The sequence below is a fragment of the Microbacterium sp. OR16 genome (genome assembly GCF_047306725.1).
Lineage (GTDB): Bacteria > Actinomycetota > Actinomycetes > Actinomycetales > Microbacteriaceae > Microbacterium.
The window spans coordinates 528,149-554,587 of sequence record NZ_JAZEXK010000001.1; the positions used below are offsets into that span (position 1 = coordinate 528,149).

Here is a 26,439-nt window from a genome sequence, read left to right on the forward strand (position 1 = left end):
GCATACTTGAACGGTTGCAGTGACGGCCCCATCGTATAGCGGCCTAGTACGCCGCCCTCTCACGGCGGTAACGCGGGTTCGAATCCCGCTGGGGTCACCGACATGAAGAAGGCCCTCCGGTTCCGGAGGGCCTTCTTCGCATCTGAGGCGCCTCAGCCCTTGCGCCATTCGTCATCGGTCAAGTGCGATCCGGCCTGCGGGCCCATCTGCAGCATCCCACCGTCCACGCTCCAGTCCGCTCCCGTGACGTAGCTCGCATCCGCCGAGGCGAGGAAGGCGATGACGGCCGCGACCTCCTCCGCCTTGCCCGGGCGTCCCAGCGGCACGCCGGGTCGGTGGGTGCGATCGGCATCCTTCGATGTGCGTCCACTCGCGGCCGTGGCGATCTCGCCGGGCGCCACGGCATTCGCCGTGATCCCGTGCACGCCGAGCTCCTGCGCCATCGTCTTGATCAGACCCGAGAGGCCATGCTTCGCCGCGATGTAGGCGGCCAATCCCACTCGCGGCTGGTGCGCGTGCACGCTCGTGACGGCGACGATCCGTCCGCCCGCCCCTGAGGCGACCATGCGGCGTGCCGCCGCCTGCATCCCGACGAACGCGCCGTCGAGGTTCAGCGCGACCGTCTCGCGCCATTCGCGCAGAGGCACATCGAGGAACGGACGCGGCACGCTCGCGCCGGCGTTGTTCACGAAGACGTCGAGTCCGCCGAGGCGTTCCGCGAGATCATCGATCACCCCGGCGACGTGGTCGAGCTCGGTCGCATCGAACCGCGTGACGATCGCGTTGCGACCACGCTCGCGCACGCCTGCTGCGGTGCGCTCGGCCCCTTCTTCATCGCTGTGCCAGGTGATGCCGACATCCATGCCGGCGTCGGCGAGTGCCAGCGCCGTCGCGGCGCCGATGCCCGAGTCGGAGGCGGTGACGATGGCGTGACGCGGGGTGAAGGTCTGAGCTGTCATCACCGCACGCTACCGGACGCCCGGGTCGCCCTGGAAGAAGGCGGTCAGATCACGGGGCGGCGTCCGCAGGCCGTCCCGCGCGACGCCGTCGGCGAATCAGCCAGATGGCCAGCAGCACGACAGCGACGATGCCGAGCCACGGCAGCAGGAACCCGATGACGACCACGAGTCCGTTCAGGGCGCCGATCAGGCCGTTCCAGCCGGCGAGCAGACCGTCGCCGAAGCCCGCAGGATCCGCCTCGCTCGCCGTCGTCTGCTCGGTCAGCTGGATCGTCAGAGTAGACAGCGCCACCTGCTCGTCGAGCCGCTTCAGCTGCTGCTCGTAGCTCTCGAGCAGTGCCTGACGCTCACTCAGCGCAGACTCCGCCTCGATCAGATCTCCCACCGAACCCGACTTGCCCATGAGCTCGGTCAGACGCTGCACCGACGCGCGCGCCGCATCGATCCGGGCTCGCAGGTCGACGGCCGCAGCGGTCACGTCATCGCGCGAGATCGACGAGCGCACGACCTCCGCATCGTCTCCGACCGCCGCCATCACCTCGTCGAGATCGGCGGCGGGAACTCGGATGCTGATCCACCCGGTGCCCGGTTCGCGAGGCTGCTCGGGGACGGTGTCGCCGGCATCCGGATCCAGGCCGAGTGAGGCCGACTCCACGAAGCCGCCGTGCTCCACGGCCAGTGCCGTGATGTCGTCCGCCGCCTTCTCGGCATCGCGCACGCGGAGCGTCATCTCCGCCGTGACGATGATCTCGCGTGTCTCATCGAGGTGGGCGAACGGCAGATCGGCGCCCTTGCTCCCGGGGTCGTCGCGAGGTGCGACGACGCCGCCGCCTGCGGAGTCGGTGCCGCCGTCCGCGGATCCGCCCGAGAAGCCCTCGACTGCGGTGGGCGGAACCTGGCCGACGGCGTCGCCCTCCGGTGACACCGCCGACGAGTCGCCGCTTGAGGCGCTCAGGCCCGTACCGATGCCGTCGAGCAGCGGGGGCGCGATCAGAGCGCCTGCTGCGAACGCTGCGGCGACGCCGAGCGCGGTGACCCACCCGCGCCTGCGCCGATCTCGAGCCGACTGCACCCCGCTCGGTTCACGCGGTTCCCGCGCGATGCGGTCGAAGACCGCCCGTTCCATGCCGGCGATGCGCTCGTCGCTCAGCGGCGGCAGCCCGATCTCCTCGCTCATGCGTCTCTCTCTTCCTTCACTGCGCCGCGAAGTCGCGAACGCACCCTCGAGAGACGATTGCGGACCACGGCGTGGCTCACCCCGAGCTTCGCGGCGGCAGCCTCGTAGGCGTAGCCCTCCACCGCACACAGGCGGAAGATCTCGCGATCCGTGTCGCCCAGGCGCTCCACCTCGGCGGCTATCCGCTCGGCGAGCGACGACGCGATGACCTGATCCTCGACGCTCACCGTGTCGGGCAGTGACTCGTCCGCGGCATCGGCGGTGTTCGCCGCGTCGCGGCGCATGCGACGCAGGCGGTTCGCCGCCTGGAACCGGCATATCGTCGCGAGCCACGGCAGCAAGGACTCGCCCAGCAGGTCGAGTCCGGGCAGCTTCCGCCAAGCGACCACGAAGGTCTCCTGCACCACGTCCTCGGCATCCGAGAGCGAGCCGAGAATCCCGAACGCGGTCCAGTACACCGGACGCACATGGGCGCGGTAGATCGCGCGGAATGCATCCTGATCACCGGACGCAGCCCTGGCGGCCCACTCGCGGTCCTGCGTGCTTGCCGGCATCCTTCTTCCGATCGTCGTCGACAGTCTGAGTGTCTCTCATATGCAGGTGTCCGGGAACGGGCCACCGTCTCGGATCGGCTACGATCGATTCAGCGAGGGGGAGTATCCCGAGATCGCACGGATCGTCATCACGAGCACCATCAAAGCTGCTCCGGCCGTGCGACGCATGTCACCATGCGGGGAGAGACTTTCGGTACTCACCGCACCCTCCGAAAGGCGTCAGTCCTTGATTCCCGTCTGGTTCGAAGTCACGTCCCTCATCGTGCTCACCGTGGTCCTCATCGCGGACCTGCTGCTCATCCTCAAGCGTCCGCACATCCCCTCGACCAAGGAATCCAGCCTCTGGGTCGCGTTCTACGTCGCGCTCGCGCTGATCTTCGCCGGAACGCTGTTCTTCTTCGGCGACACGAAGTCGTCGCTCGACTTCCTCACCGGATGGGCGATGGAGTACAGCCTCTCCATCGACAACCTGTTCGTGTTCGTGCTGATCATGACGCAGTTCTCGGTGCCGCGCCGCTATCAGCAGGAGGCGCTGATGGTCGGGATCATCATCGCCCTGATCCTGCGTGCGATCTTCATCCTCATCGTCGGAGCGGCGGTCGAGCACCTCAGCCCGATCTTCTACCTCTTCGGCGCGTTCCTCGTCTTCACCGCTGTGCGTCAGGCGATGCCCGACAAGGAGCAGGACGACGTGAAGACCGAGAACTTCATCGTCAGGCAGATCCGCCGCGTGATCCCGATCAGCGACGAGTACGACGGCCCGAAGCTGCGCACCGTCGTGGCCGGTCGCAAGATCTTCACGCCGATGCTCATCGTCTTCGTGTCGCTCGGCGTCACCGACCTGATGTTCGCGGTCGACTCCATCCCCGCGATCTTCGGGGTGACGACCAACCCGTTCATCGTCTTCACCGCCAATCTGTTCGCTCTGATGGGTCTGCGTCAGCTGTACTTCCTGCTCGGCGACCTGCTCGATCGACTGCGCTACCTGCACTACGGGGTGGCGTTCATCCTGGGATTCATCGGGGTCAAGCTGATCCTGCACGCGATGCACGAGAACGAGCTGCCGTTCATCAACGGCGGTCAGCCGATCGAGTGGGCTCCTGACATCAACAACTGGGTGTCGCTCGGTGTGATCTTCGCGTCGATGGCCGTCGCCACCATCGCCAGCCTGGTCGCCTCGCGGCGCGACCGGAAGGCCGCGATCGAGGGCTGATCCCGACCGGTTCCGCAGTGTGAAACACACCGGAAGGCCACCCGTCGACGCCGTGTAAACTGACCGGCATGCGGCGGGTGGTTCTTCTTCTTAGCAGCCGCGACGGGACCTCGATCTAAGGCCTTCCTCGTCGCGGAGTCCATCATGGGCCGACTCTTCGAGCCATCTAAGGAACACACCGCATGACCAGCAGCACAGCGCCGCGAACCCTCGCCGAGAAGGTCTGGGACGACCACCTCGTCGTCAAGGGCGAGAACGGCGAACCCGATCTTCTCTACATCGACCTCCACCTCGTGCACGAGGTCACCAGCCCGCAGGCGTTCGACGGGCTGCGCGCCGAGGGACGCCCGCTCCGCAGGCTCGATCTGACGATCGCGACCGAAGATCACAACACGCCGACGCTCGCGATCGACAAGCCGATCGCCGACCTCACCAGCCGCACGCAGATCGAGACGCTGCGTCGCAACGCCGCGGAGTTCGGCGTGCGACTGCACTCGCTCGGCGACGCCGAGCAGGGCATCGTGCACGTGGTCGGGCCGCAGCTCGGGCTGACGATGCCCGGCATCACCGTCGTCTGCGGAGATTCGCACACCTCCACGCACGGCGCCTTCGGAGCGATGGCGTTCGGCATCGGCACCAGCGAGGTCGAGCACGTCATGGCGACCCAGACCCTGCCGCTGAAGCCGTTCAGGACGATGGCGATCAATGTCGAGGGGACGCTGCGCCCCGGGGTCACCGCCAAGGACATCATCCTCGCCGTGATCGCGAAGATCGGCACCGGTGGGGGACAGGGCTACGTGCTCGAGTACCGCGGCAGCGCCATCCGCGCCCTCTCGATGGAGGGGCGCATGACGATCTGCAACATGTCGATCGAGGCCGGCGCCCGTGCCGGCATGGTCGCGCCCGACGAGACCACGTTCGCGTACGTGAAGGGCAAGCCGCATGCCCCGCAGGGGCAGGACTGGGACGATGCGGTCGCATACTGGCGCACTCTGCCTACCGACGAGGGCGCGACCTTCGATGCGGAGGTGTTCATCGACGCCGACGCGCTGGAGCCCTTTGTCACCTGGGGCACCAATCCCGGCCAGGGCAGCTCGCTGTCGTCGTCCGTTCCGGATCCCGCCTCGATCGCCGATGCCAACGAGCGCGCCGCCGCTGAGCGTGCGCTGGAGTACATGGATCTGGCTCCCGGCACGCCGCTGAAGGAGGTGAAGGTCGACGCCGTCTTCATGGGCTCGTGCACCAACAGCCGCATCGAGGATCTGCGGGCCTTCGCATCGATCATCGACGGCAGGAAGAAGGCCGACGGCGTGCGCGTGATGGTCGTCCCCGGCTCCGCGCGTGTGCGCATCGAGGCGGAGGCCGAGGGGATCGACAAGATCGTCGAGGCGTTCGGCGCCGAATGGCGCTTCGCCGGATGCTCGATGTGCCTCGGCATGAACCCCGACCAGCTCGCTCCGGGTGAGCGCTGCGCGTCGACGTCCAACCGCAACTTCGAGGGCCGCCAGGGCAAGGGCGGTCGAACCCACCTGGTCTCGCCGCTGGTCGCCGCCGCGACTGCGGTCCGCGGCACGCTGTCGAGCCCCGCCGACCTGGAAGCGAGCATCTGATGGAGAAGTTCACCACCCACACCGGCATCGCCGCTCCGCTGAAGCGCTCGAACGTCGACACCGACCAGATCATCCCCGCGGTGTTCCTCAAGCGCGTCACGAAGACCGGTTTCGAGGACGCCCTGTTCCACGGCTGGCGTCAGGACCCGGATTTCGTGCTGAACCAGGCTCCGTACCAGGGCGCGTCCGTGCTCGTCGCGGGGCCGGACTTCGGCACGGGATCGAGCCGCGAGCACGCGGTCTGGGCATTGCGCGACTTCGGGTTCGCGGTCGTGCTCTCCTCGCGCTTCGCCGACATCTTCCGCGGCAACTCCGGGAAGCAGGGGCTGCTGGCGGCGACGGTGGAGGAGTCGGAGATCGAGCGGATCTGGGAGCTGATCGACGAGCAGCCCGGCCGCGTGATCACGGTCGACCTCGAGGCTCGCACGGTGACCGTACCCGGATCGACGGCAGGAGCGGGGCCTGTCTTCCAGGCCTCGATCGGGATCGACGATTACACTAGATGGCGGCTCCTCGAAGGGCTCGACGACATCGGGCTCACGCTGCGCAACGAAGAGAAGATCGCGCAGTTCGAGGCCCGTCGCGAGTCGTGGCGGCCACGTACGCTTCCTGTCCGATAGGTCGCAGCATCGTGGGCCGGGGGCCACAAGCCCCGCGGCATCCGCCGTGACAGACGCAGACACGCGGTGACCGCCGCGATGTCCCGAAGAAGATGAGGCCCGAATGACGACATCGCCGCGAGTTGCTGTAGACGATCGGATGCCGGCTCCCGCCGGATCCGTTCTCGCGATCCGCGGCGGCAGACCGCTGCGTGGGCGCGTCGACGTCAAGGGCGCCAAGAACCTCGCCACGAAGGCGATGGTCGCGACCCTGCTCGGCGAGACGGCGAGCACGCTGCGCGACGTCCCCGGTCTCAGCGACGTCGCCGTGGTGCGCTCGCTGCTCGAGGTGCACGGCGTGACCGTCACCGAGGGCGACGAGCCCGGCTCGCTGATCCTCGACCCGAGCGACGTCGAATCCGCCCACTACGAGGAGATCGATGCGCACGCCGGCGCGTCGCGCATCCCGATCCTGTTCTGCGGTCCGCTGCTGCACCGGCTCGGCCAGGCGTTCATCCCCGACCTCGGCGGATGCCGGATCGGCGACCGTCCGATCGACTTCCACCTCGACGCGCTGCGCAAGTTCGGTGCGGTCGTCGAGAAGCAGCCGAGCGGCATCCGGCTCTCGGCCCCCAACGGTCTCAAGGGCGCGAACATCCACCTGCCGTACCCGAGCGTCGGCGCCACCGAGCAGGTGCTGCTGACCGCGGTGCGCGCGCAGGGCGTGACCGAGCTGCGCAACGCCGCCATCGAGCCGGAGATCATGGATCTCATCGCGGTGCTGCAGAAGATGGGCGCCATCATCTCGTACGAGCCCAACCGCGTCATCCTGATCGAGGGCGTCGAGACGCTGCGCGGCTACGATCACCGAGCCATCTTCGACCGCAACGAGGCCGCATCGTGGGCGTGCGCCGCACTCGCGACCGACGGTGAGATCTTCGTCGCCGGAGCCAAGCAGCAGGAGATGCTCACGTTCCTCAACGTCTTCCGCAAGGCGGGCGGCTGGTTCGACGTGCAGGAGGACGGCATCCTCTTCCGGCGCGGCGGCGAGCTCAAGCCGGTCATCGTCGAGACCGACGTGCACCCCGGATTCATGACCGACTGGCAGCAGCCGCTGATCGTGGCGCTGACCCAGGCGCCCGGCCGCTCGATCGTGCACGAGACGGTCTACGAGAACCGCTTCGGATTCACCCAGGCCCTGGTGAAGATGGGCGCCGACATCGAGGTGCACCCGCACGGGCTGCAGAACGGACCGCGGCGCGTGCCGCGCCGGGAGCTCGAGCAGGCGGCGGTCATCACCGGACCCACGCCGCTGCATGCCGCCGACATCGTGGTGCCCGACCTGCGCGGCGGCTACAGCCACGTGATCGCCGCTCTGACGGCCGAGGGCGAGTCTCAGGTGTCGGGTGTGGACATCCTCAGCCGCGGCTACGAGAAGTTCCTCGACAAGCTCCGCGCCCTGGGTGCGGACTTCGACGTCGTCCGGTGAGCTGATGGCCGCCTCCGAACGCAGCCGCCCCAGTCTGTTCTGGCCGCTCGCGGCGATCGTCATCCCGCCGGTGTCGCTCCTCGCGAAGATCACGGTCACCGGAGCCGAGAAGCTGCCCCGCACAGGTGCCTACGTCGTGGCGCCGAACCACTACTCCGAATTCGATCCGCTGATCGTCGCGATCGCCGTGTTCCGCTCCGGCCGGCTGCCCAGGTTCATGGCCAAGGACAGCCTGTTCCGCGTGCCCGTCCTGGGCTGGATCCTGCGGAAGACGGGCATGATCCCCGTCGCGCGCGCGTCGTCGGCATCGGCGGCGAAGCAGACGCTCACGCAGTCCCGTGAACTGGTCGAGAACGGTCGCGGCGTGATCGTGTATCCCGAGGGGACGCTGACCCGCGACCCCGGGATGTGGCCGATGCGCGGCAAGTCGGGTGCGGTGCGCCTTGCGCTCACCGGCGACATCCCGCTCATCCCGATGGCGCAGTGGGGAACCCAGCAGATCATGGGGCGCTACCAGAAGGGGCTCAGCCTCTGGCCGCTGCGCAAGCGGGTGCGGGTGCTGATCGGCGATCCCGTCGATCTGTCAGACCTGCGCGGTCACGCCGGCGACCCCGGTGTGCTGAACATCGCGACCGAGCGGCTGATGGACGCCATCACGGCTCTGCTTGAAGAGCTGCGCGACGAGAAAGCTCCTGACAAGCGCTGGAATCCGGGCGATCACGGCCAGAAGGAGACGGGGCGCCTTGATTCATAAGCGCACACCGCAGCCGTCCGGCACACGAGCGGCCGTCATCGGGGCGGGCAGCTGGGGCACCACTTTCGGCAAGATCCTCTCCGACGGCGGCGCCCAGGTCACCATGTGGGCGCGCCGGCCCGAGCTCGCACACGAGATCGACGAGGCCAAGCGCAACTCGAAATACCTGCCCGGCATCAATCTGCCCCGCAGCATGAGAGCCACGCACGAGCTCGCCCACGCCCTCGACGGCGCCGAGCAGGTGTACCTGTCGGTGCCGAGTCAGACCCTGCGTGAGAACCTGAAGGCTCTCCGCCCGCTGCTCGCCGGTCGCGACATCCCGATCGTCAGCCTGATGAAGGGCGTCGAGCGCTCGTCGGGACTGCGGATGAGTCAGGTCATCGAGCAGGAGCTGCGGTGCGATCCGGATCGGGTCGCGGTGGCATCCGGACCCAATCTCGCCCTCGAGATCGCGCGCGAGCAGCCCACGGCGGCCGTGATCGCCGCGCGGAGTCAGGAGACGGCGGATGTCGTGGCGCGCACCGCCCGCAACCGGTACTTCCGCTCGTTCGTGAACACCGACGTGATCGGGACCGAGTTCGGCGGTGTGCTGAAGAATCTCATCGCGGTCGCCATCGGCATCGTCGACGGCGTCGGGTACGGCGAGAACACCAAGGCGTCGATCATCACCCGCGGTCTGGTCGAGATGACCGACTTCGCAGTCGCCAACGGCGCCAGGCCCGAGACCCTGCAGGGTCTCGCCGGGCTCGGCGATCTCATCGCCACCTGTCAGTCGCCGCTGAGTCGCAACAACACCGCCGGGCGGCTGCTCGGGCAGGGCTACAGCTTCCACGATGTGGTGAAGCAGATGAATCAGACCGCCGAGGGACTGGCCTCGGTCGCGCCCATTCTGCAGCTCGCGCACGAGTCCGAGGTGCACATGCCCATCGTGCAGCAGGTGAAGATGGTGCTCGACGGACGGATGGATCCGCGCGACATCGCACCGCACCTGACCACCGACGACGACACTCCGCAGGAGGAGAGGACCAATCATGGACAAGCAGACGGTGGTGGTGCTCTTCGGCGGGCGTTCCAGCGAGCATTCGATCAGCTCCGCAACGGCGGGCGGGGTGCTGGCGGCGATTGACCGCGATCGCTACGACGTGATTCCGGTCGGGATCACGCGCGAGGGCGCGTTCGTGCTCGAGCAGGACGACCCGGCGAAGTTCGCGCTGGACGCGGCGAGCATGCCCGAGGTGATCGACAACGGCACCCGGATCCGCTGGCCCGAAGCCGGCGACCGCGTCCTGCGGGTGATCGCGCCGGACGGCTCCGCGGTCGAGCTCGCCGCCGTCGACGTGGTGCTGCCGATCCTGCACGGCACGCACGGCGAGGACGGCACGATCCAGGGCTTCTTCGACATCCTCGAGATCCCGTACGCGGGCGGCGGGGTGCTCGACTCGGCGATGTGCATGGACAAGCACTTCATGAAGGTCGCCCTCGAATCCGAGGGCATCGCCGTGTCGCCGTGGGTGACCGTGCGGCAGCGTGCCTGGCAGCAGGAGTCGGCGCCGCTGCGCGCGGCGATCGCCGAGCTGGGTCTGCCGCTCTTCGTCAAGCCCGCGCGGGCGGGGTCCAGCGTCGGGGTGTCGAAGGTCGAGAGTCTCGGCGAGCTCGACGCGGCTCTCGAGGTGGCCTTCGCGGAAGACGAGAAGGTGCTCGTCGAGACGGGCATCGTCGGCCGCGAGATCGAGGTCGCGATCCTCGAGACCGCCGACGGCGTGCGCGCATCGCTGCCGGGTGAGATCGTGCTCACCTCGCGCGGATTCTACGACTTCGAGGGCAAGTACCTCGGTGGCGACGGCGTCGACGTCGTCTGCCCGGCGGAGATGTCGGATGCCGAGATCGCGGCCGTGCAGCAGGTCGGCGTGCGCGCGTTCGAGGCGGTCGACGGCAAGGGCCTCGCGCGGGTCGACGTGTTCCTCACCGCGGACGGCGGGATCGTCGTGAACGAGCTGAACACCATGCCGGGGTTCACCCCGATCTCGATGTTCCCGAAGTGCTGGATCGCGTCGGGCCTGAGCTACGGCGACCTGATCACCGAGCTGATCGAGGGCGGGCTGCGCCGCTGAGCCCTCGGGGCCTCTGCTCCCTCTGGGGCCCTGAGCCTGCCGAAGGGCTACTCGGGCAGCTCGTCCGGGGTCGAGCAGGCGCTGTCGGCCTCGATCATCCGCACGCCCGACACGATGCCGGAGCTGGTGAGCACATCGTTGGCGCTGACGACCTCGGTGTCGACGAAGACCTGCACCGCCGGGTTGCGGCCGTAGGTCGTCATGCGCATCCGCGGCGCGTCCGACTCGTCGACGAGCCAGTCGATGCCCTCGAGGGTCACGCACTGCAGGTCGGCGGTGGGACCCGGAACGGCGACTCCGCAGGTCAGGATCACGCTCGTCTTCCCGTCCGTGCCGTATGCACCGGTGGCCTGCGCGTCGGTCCACCGACGGTCCTGCCCGGCGACGCTCTGCGGCAGGCGCACCGTCACCTCCGCGCACGCGGGATTGTTCGCATCGTCGGCGGGGGTGAGGGCGACGGTGGTCGAGCAGCCGGTGAGGGCGAGCATCATCGCCGCACCGGTGATCAGGGCGAGACGGCGCAGCATGATTCCAGGCTACCGTTGTCGGCATGGCATCCGGTTCCGACGACGACCCGCGCATCGGCGACATCTCGGAGGGAGCGGTGCTCCGCGCGATCCTCTCGCGCACGGCACCGGCCGCGCACGCCGTGCTCGGTCCCGGCGACGACGCGGCCGTGATCGACGCCCCGTCGGGGTCGGTCGTGGCCAGCGCCGACACTCTGGTCGAAGGGCCCGACTTCCGGCTCGCGTGGTCGAGCGGCTACGACCTCGGCTGGAAGTCTGCGGCGGTCAACCTCTCCGACATCGCCGCGATGGGCGCGGTCCCGACCGGCCTGCTCGTGTCGCTCGCGGTGCCCGCAGACACCCGGCTGTCGTTCATCACGGCGATGGCCGACGGCTTCCGCGAGTGCTGCGCCCGGCTTGCGCCTGGATGCTCGGTCGTCGGGGGCGATCTCACCGTGTCCGAGCTGCTGATGATCGCGGTGACGGCGCTGGGCGACCTCGACGGACGCCCTGCGGTGACCCGTGCCGGTGCGCGCCCCGGCGACGTCGTCGCCCTGGCCGGCGAGCTCGGCGTCGCGGCGGCGGGCCTCGGGCTGCTGTTCGCCCGATTCCGCGACGGTGCCACTGCGGTTCCGGTCGATCGCGCGTCGCTGGATGCCGTTCAGCAGCGCGCCCTGGATCGCCAGCTGCGCCCGGTGCCACCGCTGCATCTCGGACCGGTCGCGGCGGAAGCCGGCGCCCACGCCATGATGGATCTCTCCGACGGCCTGGCGCTCGACGCCTCACGACTGGCGGATGCCTCGGGAGTCACGATCGCGCTCTCCGGAGCGGCGCTGGACGCGCTGGCGTTCGGCGGCGATCGCGGTCGTGCGCTGGGCGGGGGAGAGGACCACGGCCTGCTGGCGATCTTCCCCGACGGCGGCGTCGTGCCCGAGGGCTTCGAGAGGATCGGCACGGTGACCGCCCGCATGGGGGCTCCGGTTCTCGTCGACGGGCAGCCCGTCGACGAGACGGGCTGGGACCCGTACCGCGACTGGGATCACGCGCGCTGACCCCGGTGGGACGACGTCAGGCGTCGTCGCTGGCGGGCTCAGCCCACCACACCCGGGTGTCTCCGTAAGCCTTCTCTCTCAAGAGAGTGAGGCCGGCGGCGTCGAGGTCGGGCGGTGCCGCGCGCTTTCCGCGCTCGATGACCACCACCGCGTCCGTCGACAGCAGAGGAGCGAGAGCGATGAGATCGGCTGTCATCGCCGAGTCGTCCAGGTCGTAGGGCGGGTCGGTGAACACGAGATCGAACGGACCCTGCGCGCGCGACAGATAGGCGCGCACAGTGCTCTGATGGACCTTCGACGCCGCAGCGCCGCCCATGGCCTTGGCGACGACGCCCGCATTGCGGCCGACGACGCCCACAGCCGAGCGCGAGATCTCGACGAGATCGACCGACCGGGCGCCCCGGCTCATGGCCTCCAGGCCGAGCGCACCGCTGCCGGCGTACAGATCGAGCACGCGGGCCCCGGCGATGGCATCCATCGCCTCCAGCGCCCCGAAGAGCGACTCGCGCACCCGGTCGCTGGTGGGTCTTGTTCCGGCGCCGGGCACGTCGAGCCGTGCGCCGCGTGCGCCGCCGGCGATGATCCTCGTCACCCGATCACGATACGACAAGCGGTCGATGTCCCCGGCGCTCCGTAGACTCGAACCATGTCCTTCGAGCTCGACACGCCGCTGACGACCGCCCTCGGCGCGTCAACGGCCAAGACACTCGAGAAGGCGTTCCGGATGACCGGCGTCGGCGATCTGCTGGGGCACTATCCGCGGCGTTACGCCGATCGCGGCGAGCTGACGCCGATCCTCGAGCTGCCCGTCGGCGAGACCGTCACCATCGTCGGCGAGGTCATATCGGCGACGGCCCGCGAGATGCGCAATCGGCGTGGTGCGATGCTCGAGGTCATCATCGGCGACGGCGTCGGGCAGATGTCGCTGACCTTCTTCGCGAAGAACATCGGACAGGCCGAGTGGCGCCGGAAGGAGCTGTCGGTCGGGCGCCGCGGCATCTTCTCCGGCAAGGTCGGCATGTTCAAAGACCGGGTGCAGTTCGCGCATCCCGACTACCAGCTCTTCGAAGACACCGAGAGCGCCTACCGTCAGGCGGATGCCCTGCAGGACGTCCCCATCCCGATCTATCCGGCGACCTCGGCGATGCAGAGCTGGCAGATCGCGAAGCTGGTCGGCGTGGTGCTCGATCAGCTGGGTGAGGTGCCCGACCCGCTCTCCGACGACGTCCGGGCCCGCGAGGGGCTGCTCACCGCCCGGCAGGCACTCGAAGCTATCCATCGGCCGCGGCGCAAGGCCGACATCGATCCGGCCGTCCGCACGCTGCGCATGCACGAGGCCCTCGTGCTGCAGACGGCGTTGCTACAGCAGCGCATCCAGGTGCGGGCGCTGACCGCCACCCCGCGAATCGCCCAGCCGGGGGGACTGCTCGAGCGCTTCGACGCCCGCCTCGAATTCACCCTCACTCCAGACCAGCAGCGCGTCGGCGCCGAGATCGCCGCCGACCTGAGCGCCGATCGGCCGATGAACCGTCTGATCCAGGGTGAAGTCGGCTCGGGCAAGACGCTGGTCGCGCTGCGAGCGATGCTGCAGACGGCCGAGTCGGGCGGACAGGCCGCGCTCATCGCCCCGACGGAGGTGCTCGCGGCGCAGCACCTCCGATCGATCACGAAGATGCTCGGCCCCGACATGGCCTCCGAGCTCATCCCGACCATGCTCACCGGCCAGATGTCCGCGCCGGAGCGGCGCAAAGCCGCGCTGCGCGTGGCATCCGGTCAATCGCTGATCGTGATCGGCACTCACGCCCTGCTCTCCGAGAAGACCACCTTCGCCGACCTGGCGCTCGTCGTCGTCGACGAGCAGCATCGCTTCGGCGTCGAGCAGCGCGAGATGCTGCGCGCCAAGGGCACCGCCCCGCACGCCATCGTGCTGACCGCGACGCCCATCCCGCGCACCGTCGCGATGACCGTCTTCGGGGATCTCGACACCTCGGTCATCCGGTCGATGCCGGCCGGCCGTGCCGGCATCGCCACGCACGTCGCGCCGCTGGCCGAGCATCCGGAGTGGTTCCAGCGGGTCTGGGCGCGCGCGGCCGAGGAGATCGCGGATGGGCGCCAGGTCTTCGCCGTGTGCGCGGCGATCGACACGGCGAAGGAGTCGGTGGAGGCCGACGATCAGCCGCCGGCCGACGTCGAGGGCAAGGGTCCCCGGTGGGGAGTGGTGCAGCTGGACGAGCTGCTCGCCACGCATCCGGTACTCGGCACAGTGCGACGGGCGGTGCTGCACGGCAAGATGCCGGCGGAGGAGAAGGACGCCGTGATGCGCGCGGTCGCGCGCGGCGAGATCGACCTGCTCATCGCCACGACGGTGATCGAGGTCGGCGTCGACGTGCCGAACGCCTCGACCATGATCATCATGGACGCCGATCGATTCGGTGTCTCGCAGCTGCACCAGCTGCGCGGTCGCGTCGGCCGCGGTGCGCACCCCGGCCTCTGCCTGCTCGTCACCGAGGCCGAGGGCGCCTCGCTCGCGAGAGAGCGGGTCGAGGCGGTCGCCGCGACACTCGACGGATTCGAGCTGGCCGAGGTCGACCTCGAGCTGCGCGGTGAAGGCGACGTGCTCGGCGCCGCCCAGGCCGGCGTCAAGTCATCGCTGCGGCTGCTTCGGGTGGTCAAAGACGCCGGGCTCATCGCCTACGCGCGGGACATCGCCGCCGACATCCTCGAAGACGATCCGATGCTGGTGGCGCACCCCGGGCTGCGCGTCGCGATCGCCGGCCGGGTGAGCGAATCCGATCGCGCCGCCCTCAGCAAGAACTGAGGGTGCGGTGTCATAGGCTGAAGTCGTGCCTGTACTGAGTGAGCGGAGTGCATCGAAGTGAATTCTCGGATCGCCGTCGTTCCCGGATCGTTCGACCCGCCCACGCTGGGGCATCTCGATGTCATCTCGCGCGCCGCCCGTCTGTACGACGAGCTGCACGTGCTGGTCGTGCACAACCCCGGCAAAGAGGCGATGCTGCCGATCGCTCAGCGGCTCAGCCTGCTCGAGCAGTCGATCGCCGAGGCGGGTATCGACGGACACATCATCGTCGGATCGTGGAGCATGGGCCTGCTCGTCGACTACGCCCGCGACGTCGACGCCGGGGTGCTGGTGAAAGGCATCCGCTCTCAGGTCGACGTCGCCTACGAGTCGCCGATGGCGATCGTGAACCGTCACCTGGCCGACATCGAGACGGTGTTCCTCCTTCCCGATCCCGCGCACGCGCTCGTGTCCAGCTCGCTGGTGCGCCAGGTGGCCGCGCTCGGCGGCGACGTCTCGCCGTTCGTTCCGCCCGTCGTCGCATCGTTCCTCGACACCGGAGCCCGAGGGCTCTGAGCCGTTCGGCCCTGGTGCAGGTCACGACCGGTAGCATGGCGGGGTGAAATCCCGAGTCGACGGCCCCTTCTTCCTCCCTGTCCGTGACATCGTCCGCAAGCCGGGCGAGATGCGCGAGCACCGCTTCGAGGTGACCCTCAGCGAGAAGTGGGGTGAGGGAATCGTCGCGGTCGAAGCCGGCGAGACTCTCGACCTCGACGTGCGCCTCGAGTCGGTGCACGAGGGGATCCTCGTGTCGGGCACGGCCGATTCGGAGTACTCCGGAGAGTGCGGACGCTGCCTCACCGAGATCTCCGCGCCTGTCGAAGTCGAGTTCCAGGAGCTTTTCGCGTATCCTGGTGAGGAAGAAACTGACTTCGAAGTTCAAGACGACCACGTGGATCTTGAAACTCTGGTCAGGGATGCGATCGTATTGTCGCTTCCATTTCAGCCGGTGTGTCAGCCGGATTGCCCGGGTCTCGACCCGAACACGGGCGAGAAGCTGTCCAAGAGCGCCGGTGCAGAGAGCCCTGCTCCCATCGATCCTCGGTGGAGCGCGCTCCGACAGATCACAGACCAGGACGGCGCGGCAGAGAGCCGCGCCGCCGAGAAAGAAGAGAGCTAGTCATGGCTGGTAACCCCCCGAAGCGCAAGGTCTCCCGTTCGAACACCCGCTCGCGCCGCGCGCAGTGGAAGGCCGAGGCTCCCGCGCTCGTCAAGACGGTCGAGAACGGCAAGGTCGTCTACAGCCGCCCGCACCAGGCGAAGGTCGTCACCGACTCGCAGGGCACCGAGCTGTTCCTCGAGTACAAGGGCCGCAAGGTCGCCGACATCTGATCGGATCGGTCATGACCGATATTCTCACGGGGCGGGCATCGCTGGTCGAGAAGCTCGGCGTCGACATAGATCCTGAGCTGCTGGAGCGAGCGCTCACGCATCGTTCCTATGCGTACGAGCACGGCGGCATCCCGAACAACGAGCGTCTCGAGTTCCTCGGGGACTCGGTGCTCGGGCTCGCGGTGACCGTCATGCTCTTCACCACGCTTCCCGACCTCGACGAGGGCGAGCTGGCCAAGCGGCGCGCGAGCGTCGTCTCGACAGTCGCCCTCGCCGAGGTCGCTCGCGCTATCGGACTCGGTGAGCACCTCCGGCTCGGACGAGGCGAGGAGCAGACCGGTGGTCGCGACAAGGACTCGATCCTCGCCGACACGATGGAAGCAGTCTTCGGCGCGACCTTCCTGTCGGCGGGGCCGGATGCCGCCACCGAGCTGGTGCTGCGGCTGACCGAGCCGCTGCTCGCCGACCCGGAGCGCTACGGCGCGGCGATGGACCCCAAGACGAGTCTGCAGGAGCTGGCCGCCCGGCTCGGGGCGACCCCGCCGGTGTACTCCATCGAGTCGGACGGCCCCGACCATCACCGGGTGTTCACCGCGACAGTGCGGGTCGGCGACCTGACGAGCAGCGGCGTCGGCACGAGCAAGAAGACGGCCGAGATGGCTGCCGCGCTCAACGCCTGGCGGCTGCTCAGCGAACGGGTCTGATCCGGCGTGCCCGAGCTTCCCGAGGTCGAGGTCGTCCGTCACGGCCTCGCACCCGCAGTCACCGGCGCGCGCGTGCTGTCGGTCGACGTGCTCGACGAGCGGGCGCTCACCAGGCATCCGCATGACGCCGCCGACTTCGTCGGCCGTCTCGAGGGCCGCGACGTGCGCGCCGCTGCGCGGCGGGGGAAGTTCCTCTGGCTGCCGCTGTCGGCGCGCAGCGGGGAAGTGGAAGCATTGGTCGCGCATCTGGGCATGAGCGGGCAGATGCTGCTGCGCGATCCGGATGCCCCGCTCGAGCGCCACGAACGCGTGCGCCTGCGCATCGAGCATCCGAGTCACGGCGTACTCGCCGTCGTCTTCGCCGATCAGCGCACCTTCGGCTCGCTCGCCGTCGACCGTCTGCTGCCCACGCCGGATGCCGCACCCGGCGGCTACGGCACGGCCGATCCGCTGGTGCCGTCGCAGGTCGCGCACATCGCCCGCGATCCGCTCGACCCCGCGTTCGCAGAGCCAGATGTGGTCGCGCGCATCCGTCGCAGATCCAGCGCGATCAAGCGCATCCTCCTCGACCAGTCACTGGTCAGCGGCATCGGCAACATCTACGCCGACGAGTCGCTGTGGGCGGCGCGCATACACCCCGAGACGCACGGCACCGCCCTGTCGGTGCAGGCGCTGCGCCGGTTGTTCGCCGAGGTCCGTCTCGTGCTCGAGAAGGCCCTGGCAGAGGGCGGTACGAGCTTCGACGCGCAGTACGTCAACGTGAATGGGCAGGCCGGCTATTTCGCGCACTCGCTGAACGCCTACGGGCGCGGAGGTCAGCCGTGTCCACGCTGCGGCGGTCCCATCCGTCGCGAGGCGTTCATGAACCGCTCCAGTCATTACTGCCCGCGCTGCCAGCGTCGCCGCTGAGCCGGGCCGTCATTCCGCCGGACGGTCGATCGCGAACGCCAGGTGGGGCATGTCCACACCGCGGTAGTGCTTGATGAAGCGTCCTCGCACTGTCATGCCCAGTCGGATCGCGACGTTCATCGACGCGATGTTCGTGTCGCGCACCTGAGCCCACACACGGTCGGCACCGAGTGCCGTGAACGCATGGTCACGGCATCCGGCCGCCGCCTCGGTCGCGTACCCGCGCCGCCAGTGCTCGCGATTGAACAGGTAGCCGACCTCGATCACGTCCTCCCCGAGGATGTGCTGCCTGGTCAGTCCGCACTGGCCGATCATCTCCCCGGATTCGCGCAGCACCACGGCCCAGAGCCCGAACCCGTCGTCGCGGTAGCGCTCGCGCATCCGGCTGAGCCAGGCCTGCACCATCTGCTCGTCGAACGCGCCCTCGTACGCGGTCATCGTCTCCGGATCCTGCAGGATGGCACGAAGCGCCGGCAGGTCGTCGGCGGTCAGCTCGCGAAGGTCGAGGCGTGAGGTGGTGAAGAGCATCAGGCCAGCTTCTTCTGCCAGGCGCCCGCGTACGAGGCGGGCACGAAGCCCATCGCCTCGTTGATGTCGAGCATCGGGCGGTTCTCCTCGGCGTTGAACGTGTTGATCCGCGGTGAGCCCGGGGCGATGCCGCGCCAGCGCAGGATGTTGGCGCACTTCACGATCTGGCCGAGACGGTGCCCGCGGTGCTCCTTGAGCACCAGCGTGCAGTACTGGTGCGTCACGCCCTCGGGATCAGTGCCGGTCACGAGCTCGTTGAACGCGGCGAGCGTGCCCGTCGGGACGTGCTCCACCGCGGCGACCGAGACGGTCTGGCCGCCCTCGACGAATCTGGCGTCGCGCCGCGCGATGCGATCGGCATCCCAGATCTCCTCATCCACTTCGAGGTCTCCGCTGGGTGCATCCGTCGACATCCGCGACAGCGCCCACGCATAGCCCGCGCGCAGCTGGGGCGGGGTGGGTACGGTCCACTCGACGAGACGGTAGTCGTCGCCGGCGACCGCCAGTGCGTCGGCGAGCATCCCCTCGATCGGCGTGAGATCGCCCTGCAGATCGAAGGCGCTGTTGCGCTCCACCTGCTCGAGTGTGAACCCGTCGCCGTCGAGCAGCTGCGCGTGGGGAGTGCGCGACACCCGTCCCCATCCGGTCCTCGGCGCCAGAGGCGAGTCGCCTGGATCGGGCCGGTGCAGGGTCCACGTCTGGATCACCTTGCGGCCGAGCCGTCGCACCTGCGCCTCCGCCGCAGAGAGCAGCGCCCGCTCGATGCCGCGGCCCCAGTTCTCGGGCATGACCATCAGGTCGATCTCCGCGCTGGTGGGCTCTGCGGTCGCGTGCGTCACGGTCACGGCGCCGACGATCTCGCCCTTTTCGCGGGCGAGCAGCGTCTGCTGCACGTAGTCGGTCGTCGCGCGCCAGTGCGGCAGCATCTCCTCGGCGGTGGTATCGAGGTCGTGCAATCCCGTGTCGCTGAGACAGATGGCGTTGTTCAGAGCGACGAAGGCGTGGAATTCAGCCGCGTCCGGGGCGTCCAGCGTCTCCGGAATCCTCAGCGGGGCGATCGTCACTCCGGTGACGTCGGTCGGGATGGTCGTGCTCATGCGAGGTCCTTCCTCCATGCGCCCTCATAGGCGATCGGGGTGAAGCCGATGGCTTCGTTGATGGAGAGCATCGGTCGGTTCTCCTCGGCGTTCCAGGTGGTCACCCGAGGAGAGAACGGATGCTGTTCGCGCCAGGCCAGCAGTCCGGTGGTCTTCACGAGCATGCCGAGCCGGTGCCCGCGATGCTCGGACAGCACGAGAGTGTCGAACTGATGCGTTCCGGCGGTCTGCTCCGTTCCGATGGCGAGCTCGTTGAACGCGCAGAGCTCGCCGGTCGCGACATGTTGGGCGGCGGTGACGAGAAGCGTCCAGCCGCGCTGCATCAGCCGCGCCTCCTCCCGCCGAAGGCGCTCGGAGTCCCAGGTCTCCTCCGGCATGCCGAGCTGGCCATCGGGCACGTCGGTCGACATGCGCGACTTCATCCAGGCGTAGCCGCCGACGTGCTCGTCCGGCGTCGGCATCGTCCACTGCACGATCCGGTGTTCGGTGGCGTGCGCGGCCGCATCGTCACGCAGGCGGCGCAGGTGCTCGGCAGTGTCCCGCCTCCAGGTCAGCGCGCTTCCGCGTTCGACCTGCTCCAGCCGGAAGCCGGTGCGCTGCAGGAAGCGTGCCGTGCGGTCGAGGGGAGCGGATCCGGCGCCCGTCGGGGATTCGATCCGCGCCAGCGGAGGATCGGCGTCGTGGTGCTCCGACCAGTTGAGCAGTTTGCGCACGCCCGCGTCCCGCGCCACGGTCTCGATCTGCGCGTATACGGCCGGTCCGATTCCCCGGCCCCAGGCGCGACGGAGCAGAGCGACCGTCACGAATCCCGTCTCACCGCCGTCATCCTGCAGAATATCGAGTGCACAGCGTCCGACGGTGTCTCCGTCGAGTTCGATCGTCCAATGACGGCGGTCGCGGTCAGGGGTGGAGAAGAGCGTGGACAGCAGCTCGGACGCGGTGAGGCAGTCATCGTCGCGACCGGTGGTCTCGATGAGCAGCTCGTTGCGGACCGTCGCGTAGGCGCGGACTGCGGGGGAGGGACCCGCGTCCGCTCGGGCGGGGAGCTCGAGCGGACGCAGGACCGCGCCGGCGATCGGAGTGGTGGACATCATCTGCCTTTCAGAGCTGCCGGCGCTGGTAGCCCCAGACCAGCAGGCTGATCGCCTCGGTCTCGCGAATCGGCCGACGGTCGAGATCCGGCACGAACGAACGCGCGGCTACCCGAGTCCTCGTGCTGTGCTGCAGCAGCCGCAGCCCGATTCGGAAGGAGAGCCGGTCGATCAGCGTCAGGCGCTGCAGACCGTCTCGGTCGGGGATGCTGATGGTCTGGCGACCCTCGGTATCCGGTGGATGGATGGACGTGGATTGCTGCCGGTGATCGGTCAGCAGAACGGTGCTCACGATGTGTGTGCTTTCTGTGGGAGGTGGCGGGGCCCGTCGTCGCCGAGACGGCGAAGACGGCGCCCGGGAACGCAGCGTCTCCGAACGGTCGGGACGGACGTGGTCCGGTCGACTGTCAGGATGCTGACGGGCGAGGCCCGCAGTGCGGGCGGAGGTCGACGACCCGCGGGACGGCGACGGCGATCATCGATCTGACGCGGGGATGCGTCGAAGAGATCGGGAGAGGCGGTGTGGTTCTAGCCCTGAGAACGGGCGAAGGTCACCGACGCGGCGGCGTGTGGCGCGCTCGCAAGCGGCATGGTGAAGAACCAGGCGGCGTTGTCGTTCGTGATCATCGGTGACCTCCTCTCTTGTGATCGGACGCCACGCTAGTGAAGACTCTCAGCTCTCGTCAAGCTTTTTCTCTCGGCCCGGCGTGTCGCGGGTACCGCATCCCAGGGCTGAACGCGTGGAATACGGCGCGGAATCCGTGTCGTTCCGCGTGATTCCGGTAGCGTCTGACCCGTGAACCCCCTGACCCCGAAGGCGCCGGCATGCATCTGAAGAGCCTGACGCTGAAGGGCTTCAAATCGTTCGCGCAGCCCACCTCTTTCGTGTTCGAGCCCGGGGTCACCTGCATCGTCGGCCCGAACGGGTCGGGCAAGTCGAACGTCGTCGACGCCCTCGCCTGGGTCATGGGGGAGCAGGGCGCCAAGACGCTGCGCGGCGGCAAGATGGAGGACGTCATCTTCGCGGGCACGTCGACCCGTGGTCCCCTCGGCCGTGCCGAGGTGCAGCTGACCATCGACAACAGCGACGGCGCGCTGCCCATCGACTACGCCGAGGTGACGATCAGCCGCACGCTCTTCCGCAGCGGCTCCAGCGAGTACGCCATCAACGGCTCGAGCTGCCGCCTGCTCGATGTCCAAGAGCTGCTCAGCGACTCGGGACTCGGCCGTGAGATGCACGTCATCGTCGGCCAGGGGCGCCTCGACACCGTGCTGCAGGCATCGCCCGAAGACCGCCGCGGCTTCATCGAGGAGGCCGCGGGCATCCTCAAGCATCGTCGCCGCAAGGAGAAGACGGTGCGCAAGCTCGACGCGATGGAGGCGAACCTCACCCGGCTCAGCGATCTCGCCGGGGAGATCCGTCGGCAGCTCAAGCCGCTGGGGCGGCAGGCCGAGATCGCCCGCGAGGCGCAGACCATCGCGGCGGTCGTGCGAGACGCCAAGGCCCGCCTGTTCGCCGACGATGTGGTCGCGCTGCGCACCGCCCTCGCCGACCACGCCCGGACCGAGCACGAGCGGCACACCGAGCGACTCGTGCTCTCCGAGCAGGCCGAGGGCGTCCGGGCGGGCATCCAGCGCCTGGAGCAGCAGCAGAACTCCGCCGCTGTCGACCGAGCGCGCAGCGTCGCATTCGCGCTCGAGCAGGCGCAGGAGCGGATGCGCAGCCTGTACACGCTGGCGAATCAGCGTCTCGCGCTGCTCGGCAGCGAAGACGACGACGCGGTCACCGCGATCACCGTCACGCAGGAGACCATCGACGAGGCGGCCGACGAGATCACCCGCATCTCGGAGGGCCTCGGCGACGCGCAGGACGCTGCGGTGGCCGCGAGTCGGGATGTCGTGAACGCTCGGGCCGAGCTCGACACTCTCGACGTCGACATCGCCGAGCAGAGCGCGCTGGTGTCGCAGTACGACATGCGGCTGAACACCCTGCGCGGCAACGCCGACGCGGCGGCTTCCGCTCTCGCCGCCGTCCGCGGGGCGGTGCTGCGGCAGGAGCAGGCACTGGAATCCGCTCACCAGCGCCGCCGCGAGGCAGCCGACGCGCTCGAGGCGATCGACGACGCGCACGCACCAGACGGCTCCGCCGCAGAGTACGCCGCGGCGTACGACCAGGCGCAGAAGGACGTCGCCGCCGCGGAGGCCGAGCGCGACTCGCTGCGGGAGCGGCTGCACGAGGCCGAACGCGAAGCCGATGCGCTGACGGCCAAGGCGGCCGCACTGACCAGCGCGCTGTCGCTCTCGGGCGGAGCGGCGGAGATGGTGGCATCCGGAGCCCCAGGGGTGCGCGGCCTGGTCGGTGACGCGGTGCAGGTGCGTGCGGGGTTCGAGGGCGCGATCGCCGCGGTTCTCGGCCCGCTCGCCGAGGGCGTGCTCGTCGACTCGGTCGATGATGCGTTCGCTCTCGTGTCGGAAGGCGCACGCGCGACGGTCGACCTGGTCGTCGCCGAAGGCACGGTGCGAGCGTCGATCGACGCTCCAGCTGTCGACGGGGCCGTTCCCGCGGTCCAGGTCGTCGACGCTCCGCACGGTGTGAGGTCTCTGCTCGCCGCGGTGCTGATCGCCGACGACATCGACGCGGCGAGGCGGGTGCGCCGCGTTCTCGACGAGCTCGGCGATGATCGCACGACGATCGTCACCAGAACCGGCGAGGTGGTCACGGCGCACACCCTCCGCGCCGGATCCGGGGAGACGTCGCGCCTCGAACTCGCGGCAGAGCGGGACGCCGCCGCGGAGCGCCTCGCAGAGGTGCGCACGATCGTCGACGCGATGCGCGAGGCGCGCGTGGATGCCACCGACCGCCTCGATGAGGCGAGGCGCGTCTCGAAGGACGCGCTGCGAGCGCTGCGGGAGCACGACGCCGCGCTGGCGAATCACGCCGAGCAGGTCAACCGCGTCACCGTGCAGCACGAAGCGGCGGTCGCCGAGTGCGACCGACTCGAGTCGAGCCTCGCACAGGCGCAGTCAGCCGTGGCGGATGCCGAGCAGAAGGCACTCGCTGCCAGGGAAGACCTGCGGGCAGCCGAGTCCGAGCCGCGTCCCGTTCTCGACGCCTCCGCCCGTGACGGGCTGCTCGACGCGCTGGAAACGGCACGCGAGGGCGAGGTGCGGGCGCGCCTCGAGATCGAGACCCTCCGCGAGCGAGTGCGTGCGGCCCAGGCGCGCGTCGTCGCTCTCGAGCGTCAGCGGGAGCAGGAGAGGGATGCCGCGGCCGAAGCGGCCAGACGCGCCGTGATCCGCCGCGCGCAGCGGGCGGCGGCGTCGCGGGTCGCGGAGGAGCTGCCCCGTGTGCTGGACTCGATCGATCGATCCGTGAGCGAGGCGCGGGTCGCTCTCGCGGCCGCCGAGGCAGAGCGTTCGGCGCACAACGAGGAGCTGGTCGCGCTGCGCAAGCAGGAGAGCTCGCTGCGTGACCGACTCGCCGGACTCACCGAGAGCGTGCATGGCCTCGAACTGCAGATCCACGAGAAGAAGCTGCACCTCGGCAGCCTCCTCGACCGGGTGGCATCGGAACTCGCGCTCGATGAAGATATTCTCGTAGCGGAATATGGTCCGGATCAGCTGATTCCCCGGGACCCCGGCGCCGAGGCCGACGGCGGCGACGACGACGCCGGCATCCCGTTCAACCGGCGCGCACAGGAGCGACGACTTAAGGACGCCGAGCGGAAGCTCGCGCAGCTCGGCAGGGTGAATCCCCTGGCCCTCGAGGAGTTCGCGGCGCTCGAGCAGCGGCATGCCTTCCTCACCGAGCAGCTCGCCGATCTGACCAAGACGCGCCAGGATCTGCTCACGATCATCGCCGAGCTCGACGAGCGCATGCAGACGATCTTCGCCGCCGCGTTCGAGGACACCAGGCAGGCCTTCGGCGAGGTGTTCCCGCTGCTGTTCCCCGGCGGGTCCGGCAGCATCTCGCTCACCGACCCGGACGACATGCTGACCACGGGTATCGAGGTCGCCGTGCGACCGGTCGGCAAGAAGATCGAGCGGCTCTCCCTGCTCTCGGGCGGCGAACGGTCGCTCGCGGCGGTCGCGCTTCTGGTCGCGATCTTCAAAGCCCGGCCCAGCCCGTTCTACATCCTCGATGAGGTGGAGGCGGCGCTCGACGACGCGAACCTCGGTCGGCTGCTCACCGTGTTCGAGCAGCTGCGCGAGAGCTCGCAGCTGCTCGTGATCACGCACCAGAAGCGCACGATGGAGATCGCCGACGCCCTGTACGGCGTGTCCATGCGCCAGGACGGCGTCTCGGCGGTCGTCGGGCAGCGCGTGGGCGACCGCGCCGCGGCATCCGCCTGATCCGGCTCAACCCAGCGTGAACACCTAGGCTGGAGGCATGGCGGAGAAGTCCTGGTCCCTCGGTCGTGCGCTGCGCGGCATGTTCGTCAAGCCCACGATCGATGAGACGACGTGGGAAGGCCTCGAGACGGCGCTGATCACCGCCGACTTCGGCCCGGACATCACCGAGCAGCTGCTCGACGAGCTGCACGCGAAGGTCGACCGGTACCGCACCACGGATCCGCGCGACCTGCAGCGCATGCTGCGCGAGACCCTCGAAGAGCGCTTCGCCAAGTTCGACACCACGCTCAAGCTCACCGAGCGACCGGCCGTCGTGCTCGTGGTCGGCGTCAACGGCGTCGGCAAGACCACGACGATCGGAAAGTTCACGAAGTTCCTGCGCGGCTTCGAGCGCAGCGTCGTGGTAGGTGCCGCCGACACGTTCCGCGCGGCGGCCGTCGAGCAGCTCGCGACCTGGGCGCAGCGCGGGGGAGCGGCCATCGTCCGCCCGCAGCAGGAGGGGCAGGACCCGGCATCCGTCGCCTTCCAGACGGTGGAGTACGCCAAGAATCAGGGCATCGAGATCGCGATCATCGACACGGCCGGCCGCCTGCACACCAAGAGCGGCCTGATGGACGAGCTGTCGAAGGTGCGCCGCGTCATCGAGAAGCAGGCGCCGATCAGCGAGGTGCTGCTCGTGCTCGATGCGACGACCGGCCAGAACGGGGTCATGCAGGCGGAGTCGTTCCTGCAGCACGCCGGCGTCACGGGGCTCGTCATCACCAAGCTCGACGGCTCGGCCAAGGGCGGCTTCGTGCTCGCCGTGCAGGAGCGCACCGGCATCCCGGTCAAGCTGCTCGGCCAGGGCGAGGGCATCGACGATCTCACCGGTTTCACTCCGCACGTGTTCGTGTCGTCGCTGGTCGGCGCGTGAGACGACCTGGGGCTACCGCCGTGGCGGAGAGGCTGGTTTCATAGCGATATGGCGATCGAACACGACTACTTCGGGGTGCTGTCCTCGGGGCCCGACGGCGCCATCTTCTGGACCGAGCGAGTGGACTTCGGTGATCAGTCGGTGACCGTCGATCTCACGGCTCCCGACCAGGACGACGTCTCGATGGCGGCGCTCGACATCGCCGCTGCGCTGATCGCCGGGATCGAGGAGCTGGATGCCACGGTGCGCGGCGCGATGCTCACCGAAGTCGACGATCGAACCAGTGAGGTGACCGAGTACATCCTGCAGCAGCAGGAGGCGTTCGGCGACGACCTCGAGGACGTGCTGGTCGACGTCAGCGGCGACGCCGCGGTCGACATCATCCGGTCGCTGCGGCTGTCGAGCATGACGATCCTCGCCGACGAACACGGCGGGTCGGAGCCGTTCGCCGTGCTCGAGTATGCGCTCGACGCCGACGAGACCGACGAGGTGCTGCTGGTCAACCTGGCATCCGACGGCTCGGTGCAGTCGGTCACGAGCGCCGACTGATCCCCACGCCCGCTCCAGACAGCGCTGGGCGCTGCGTGGAGCCTCGGGGCGCATGGGCCCCTCCGCCTCGCGCAGCACCCCG

Annotated in this window: 26 protein-coding genes and 1 tRNA gene; 18 read left to right on the forward strand and 9 right to left on the reverse strand. The window is 69.0% G+C overall.

Annotated features, from left to right (window positions below):
• Positions 1-24: 24 nt before the first annotated feature.
• A tRNA-Glu gene (locus tag V2S05_RS02565) sits at positions 25-97 on the forward strand.
• A gap of 55 nt (positions 98-152) precedes the next feature.
• Here V2S05_RS02565 and V2S05_RS02570 read toward each other — a convergent pair.
• Genes V2S05_RS02570 through V2S05_RS02580 form a run of 3 tightly spaced genes read right to left on the reverse strand, consistent with a single transcriptional unit; the run spans position 153 to position 2,690 of the window.
• Entirely contained in the window at positions 153-959 is an 807-nt protein-coding gene (locus tag V2S05_RS02570; protein ID WP_413633714.1) for an SDR family oxidoreductase, read from the reverse strand.
• A gap of 49 nt (positions 960-1,008) precedes the next feature.
• Positions 1,009-2,136 carry a DUF4349 domain-containing protein gene (locus tag V2S05_RS02575; protein WP_413633715.1) on the reverse strand — a complete coding sequence of 376 codons (1,128 nt, stop codon included), beginning with the start codon at positions 2,134-2,136 and terminating at the stop codon, positions 1,009-1,011.
• A complete protein-coding gene (locus tag V2S05_RS02580) occupies positions 2,133-2,690 on the reverse strand; it encodes an RNA polymerase sigma factor (RefSeq protein ID WP_413633716.1) in 558 nt (185 codons plus the stop codon). The genes V2S05_RS02575 and V2S05_RS02580 overlap by 4 nt, the downstream gene beginning before the upstream one ends.
• Positions 2,691-2,916: 226 nt before the next feature.
• On the opposite strand from V2S05_RS02580, the gene V2S05_RS02585 reads away from it, so the two are divergent.
• The 7 genes from V2S05_RS02585 (at position 2,917) to V2S05_RS02615 (ending at position 10,466) form a co-directional block, all read left to right on the forward strand.
• The gene (locus tag V2S05_RS02585; RefSeq protein WP_413633717.1) at positions 2,917-3,903 is read left to right on the forward strand and encodes a TerC/Alx family metal homeostasis membrane protein; all 987 of its coding nucleotides are present in this window, start codon (positions 2,917-2,919) and stop codon (positions 3,901-3,903) included.
• Positions 3,904-4,085: 182 nt separating this feature from the next.
• The gene (gene leuC, locus V2S05_RS02590) at positions 4,086-5,513 is read left to right on the forward strand and encodes a 3-isopropylmalate dehydratase large subunit (protein WP_413633718.1); all 1,428 of its coding nucleotides are present in this window, start codon (positions 4,086-4,088) and stop codon (positions 5,511-5,513) included.
• Positions 5,513-6,133 (forward strand): 3-isopropylmalate dehydratase small subunit, encoded by a 621-nt coding sequence (gene leuD, locus V2S05_RS02595; protein WP_413633720.1) that lies wholly within the window; start codon positions 5,513-5,515, stop codon positions 6,131-6,133. The genes leuC and leuD overlap by 1 nt, the downstream gene beginning before the upstream one ends.
• 139 nt (positions 6,134-6,272) lie before the next feature.
• On the forward strand, positions 6,273-7,601 hold the full coding sequence (gene murA, locus V2S05_RS02600) for a UDP-N-acetylglucosamine 1-carboxyvinyltransferase (RefSeq protein ID WP_271637768.1): 1,329 nt from the start codon (positions 6,273-6,275) through the stop codon (positions 7,599-7,601).
• A 4-nt stretch (positions 7,602-7,605) separates the two neighbouring features.
• On the forward strand, positions 7,606-8,355 hold the full coding sequence (locus tag V2S05_RS02605; RefSeq protein ID WP_413633721.1) for a lysophospholipid acyltransferase family protein: 750 nt from the start codon (positions 7,606-7,608) through the stop codon (positions 8,353-8,355).
• Positions 8,345-9,481: an NAD(P)H-dependent glycerol-3-phosphate dehydrogenase gene (locus V2S05_RS02610; RefSeq protein WP_413633722.1), complete on the forward strand. Its 1,137-nt coding sequence runs from the start codon at positions 8,345-8,347 to the stop codon at positions 9,479-9,481. The genes V2S05_RS02605 and V2S05_RS02610 overlap by 11 nt, the downstream gene beginning before the upstream one ends.
• The gene (locus V2S05_RS02615; protein ID WP_413633723.1) at positions 9,387-10,466 is read left to right on the forward strand and encodes a D-alanine--D-alanine ligase family protein; all 1,080 of its coding nucleotides are present in this window, start codon (positions 9,387-9,389) and stop codon (positions 10,464-10,466) included. Before V2S05_RS02610 ends, V2S05_RS02615 begins: the two co-directional genes overlap by 95 nt.
• 47 nt (positions 10,467-10,513) lie before the next feature.
• Here the strand turns inward: V2S05_RS02615 and V2S05_RS02620 are convergent, their stop codons facing one another.
• Positions 10,514-10,993 (reverse strand): DUF3515 family protein, encoded by a 480-nt coding sequence (locus V2S05_RS02620; protein WP_413633724.1) that lies wholly within the window; start codon positions 10,991-10,993, stop codon positions 10,514-10,516.
• Between the two features lie 23 nt (positions 10,994-11,016).
• Here V2S05_RS02620 and thiL point away from each other — a divergent pair, with 23 nt between their 5' ends.
• Positions 11,017-12,024, forward strand: a complete 1,008-nt coding sequence (gene thiL, locus V2S05_RS02625; RefSeq protein WP_413633725.1) for a thiamine-phosphate kinase — start codon at positions 11,017-11,019, stop codon at positions 12,022-12,024.
• 16 nt (positions 12,025-12,040) lie between these two features.
• Here thiL and rsmD read toward each other — a convergent pair whose 3' ends face one another.
• On the reverse strand, positions 12,041-12,616 hold the full coding sequence (gene rsmD, locus V2S05_RS02630) for a 16S rRNA (guanine(966)-N(2))-methyltransferase RsmD (protein ID WP_413633727.1): 576 nt from the start codon (positions 12,614-12,616) through the stop codon (positions 12,041-12,043).
• A gap of 54 nt (positions 12,617-12,670) precedes the next feature.
• Here rsmD and V2S05_RS02635 point away from each other — a divergent pair, with 54 nt between their 5' ends.
• The 6 genes from V2S05_RS02635 to mutM all read left to right on the forward strand — a co-directional run bounded on the left by V2S05_RS02635 (position 12,671) and on the right by mutM (position 17,826).
• Positions 12,671-14,842, forward strand: a complete 2,172-nt coding sequence (locus tag V2S05_RS02635) for an ATP-dependent DNA helicase RecG (RefSeq protein ID WP_413633729.1) — start codon at positions 12,671-12,673, stop codon at positions 14,840-14,842.
• Between the two features lie 57 nt (positions 14,843-14,899).
• Complete coding sequence (coaD, locus tag V2S05_RS02640) at positions 14,900-15,397, forward strand: pantetheine-phosphate adenylyltransferase (RefSeq protein WP_271637759.1); 498 nt, start codon at positions 14,900-14,902, stop codon at positions 15,395-15,397.
• A gap of 109 nt (positions 15,398-15,506) precedes the next feature.
• Entirely contained in the window at positions 15,507-16,001 is a 495-nt protein-coding gene (locus V2S05_RS02645) for a YceD family protein (RefSeq protein ID WP_413635210.1), read from the forward strand.
• Positions 16,002-16,003: 2 nt separating this feature from the next.
• Positions 16,004-16,213, forward strand: coding sequence for a 50S ribosomal protein L32 (gene rpmF / locus V2S05_RS02650; protein ID WP_040165203.1), 210 nt, complete (start codon positions 16,004-16,006; stop codon positions 16,211-16,213).
• 11 nt (positions 16,214-16,224) lie between these two features.
• Positions 16,225-16,917, forward strand: coding sequence for a ribonuclease III (rnc, locus tag V2S05_RS02655; RefSeq protein ID WP_413633730.1), 693 nt, complete (start codon positions 16,225-16,227; stop codon positions 16,915-16,917).
• Positions 16,918-16,923: 6 nt separating this feature from the next.
• A complete protein-coding gene (gene mutM / locus V2S05_RS02660) occupies positions 16,924-17,826 on the forward strand; it encodes a bifunctional DNA-formamidopyrimidine glycosylase/DNA-(apurinic or apyrimidinic site) lyase (protein WP_413633731.1) in 903 nt (300 codons plus the stop codon).
• A gap of 9 nt (positions 17,827-17,835) precedes the next feature.
• On the opposite strand, the gene V2S05_RS02665 is transcribed toward mutM, so the two are convergent.
• From V2S05_RS02665 to V2S05_RS02680, 4 genes are read right to left on the reverse strand one after another with little or no spacing between them, the layout of a single operon-like run.
• Positions 17,836-18,354, reverse strand: a complete 519-nt coding sequence (locus tag V2S05_RS02665) for a GNAT family N-acetyltransferase (RefSeq protein ID WP_413633733.1) — start codon at positions 18,352-18,354, stop codon at positions 17,836-17,838.
• Positions 18,354-19,451 carry an N-acetyltransferase family protein gene (locus V2S05_RS02670; protein WP_413633735.1) on the reverse strand — a complete coding sequence of 366 codons (1,098 nt, stop codon included), beginning with the start codon at positions 19,449-19,451 and terminating at the stop codon, positions 18,354-18,356. Before V2S05_RS02670 ends, V2S05_RS02665 begins: the two co-directional genes overlap by 1 nt.
• On the reverse strand, positions 19,448-20,542 hold the full coding sequence (locus V2S05_RS02675; protein WP_413633737.1) for a GNAT family N-acetyltransferase: 1,095 nt from the start codon (positions 20,540-20,542) through the stop codon (positions 19,448-19,450). The genes V2S05_RS02670 and V2S05_RS02675 overlap by 4 nt, the downstream gene beginning before the upstream one ends.
• Positions 20,543-20,552: 10 nt before the next feature.
• Positions 20,553-20,834, reverse strand: a complete 282-nt coding sequence (locus V2S05_RS02680; protein ID WP_413633738.1) for a hypothetical protein — start codon at positions 20,832-20,834, stop codon at positions 20,553-20,555.
• A 533-nt stretch (positions 20,835-21,367) separates the two neighbouring features.
• On the opposite strand from V2S05_RS02680, the gene smc reads away from it, so the two are divergent.
• From smc to V2S05_RS02695, 3 genes are read left to right on the forward strand one after another with little or no spacing between them, the layout of a single operon-like run.
• Positions 21,368-24,895 (forward strand): chromosome segregation protein SMC, encoded by a 3,528-nt coding sequence (gene smc / locus V2S05_RS02685; protein WP_413633739.1) that lies wholly within the window; start codon positions 21,368-21,370, stop codon positions 24,893-24,895.
• A gap of 37 nt (positions 24,896-24,932) precedes the next feature.
• A complete protein-coding gene (gene ftsY, locus V2S05_RS02690) occupies positions 24,933-25,808 on the forward strand; it encodes a signal recognition particle-docking protein FtsY (RefSeq protein WP_413633741.1) in 876 nt (291 codons plus the stop codon).
• 48 nt (positions 25,809-25,856) lie between these two features.
• On the forward strand, positions 25,857-26,357 hold the full coding sequence (locus V2S05_RS02695; protein WP_271637750.1) for a DUF2004 domain-containing protein: 501 nt from the start codon (positions 25,857-25,859) through the stop codon (positions 26,355-26,357).
• The last annotated feature ends 82 nt before the right edge of the window (positions 26,358-26,439 follow it).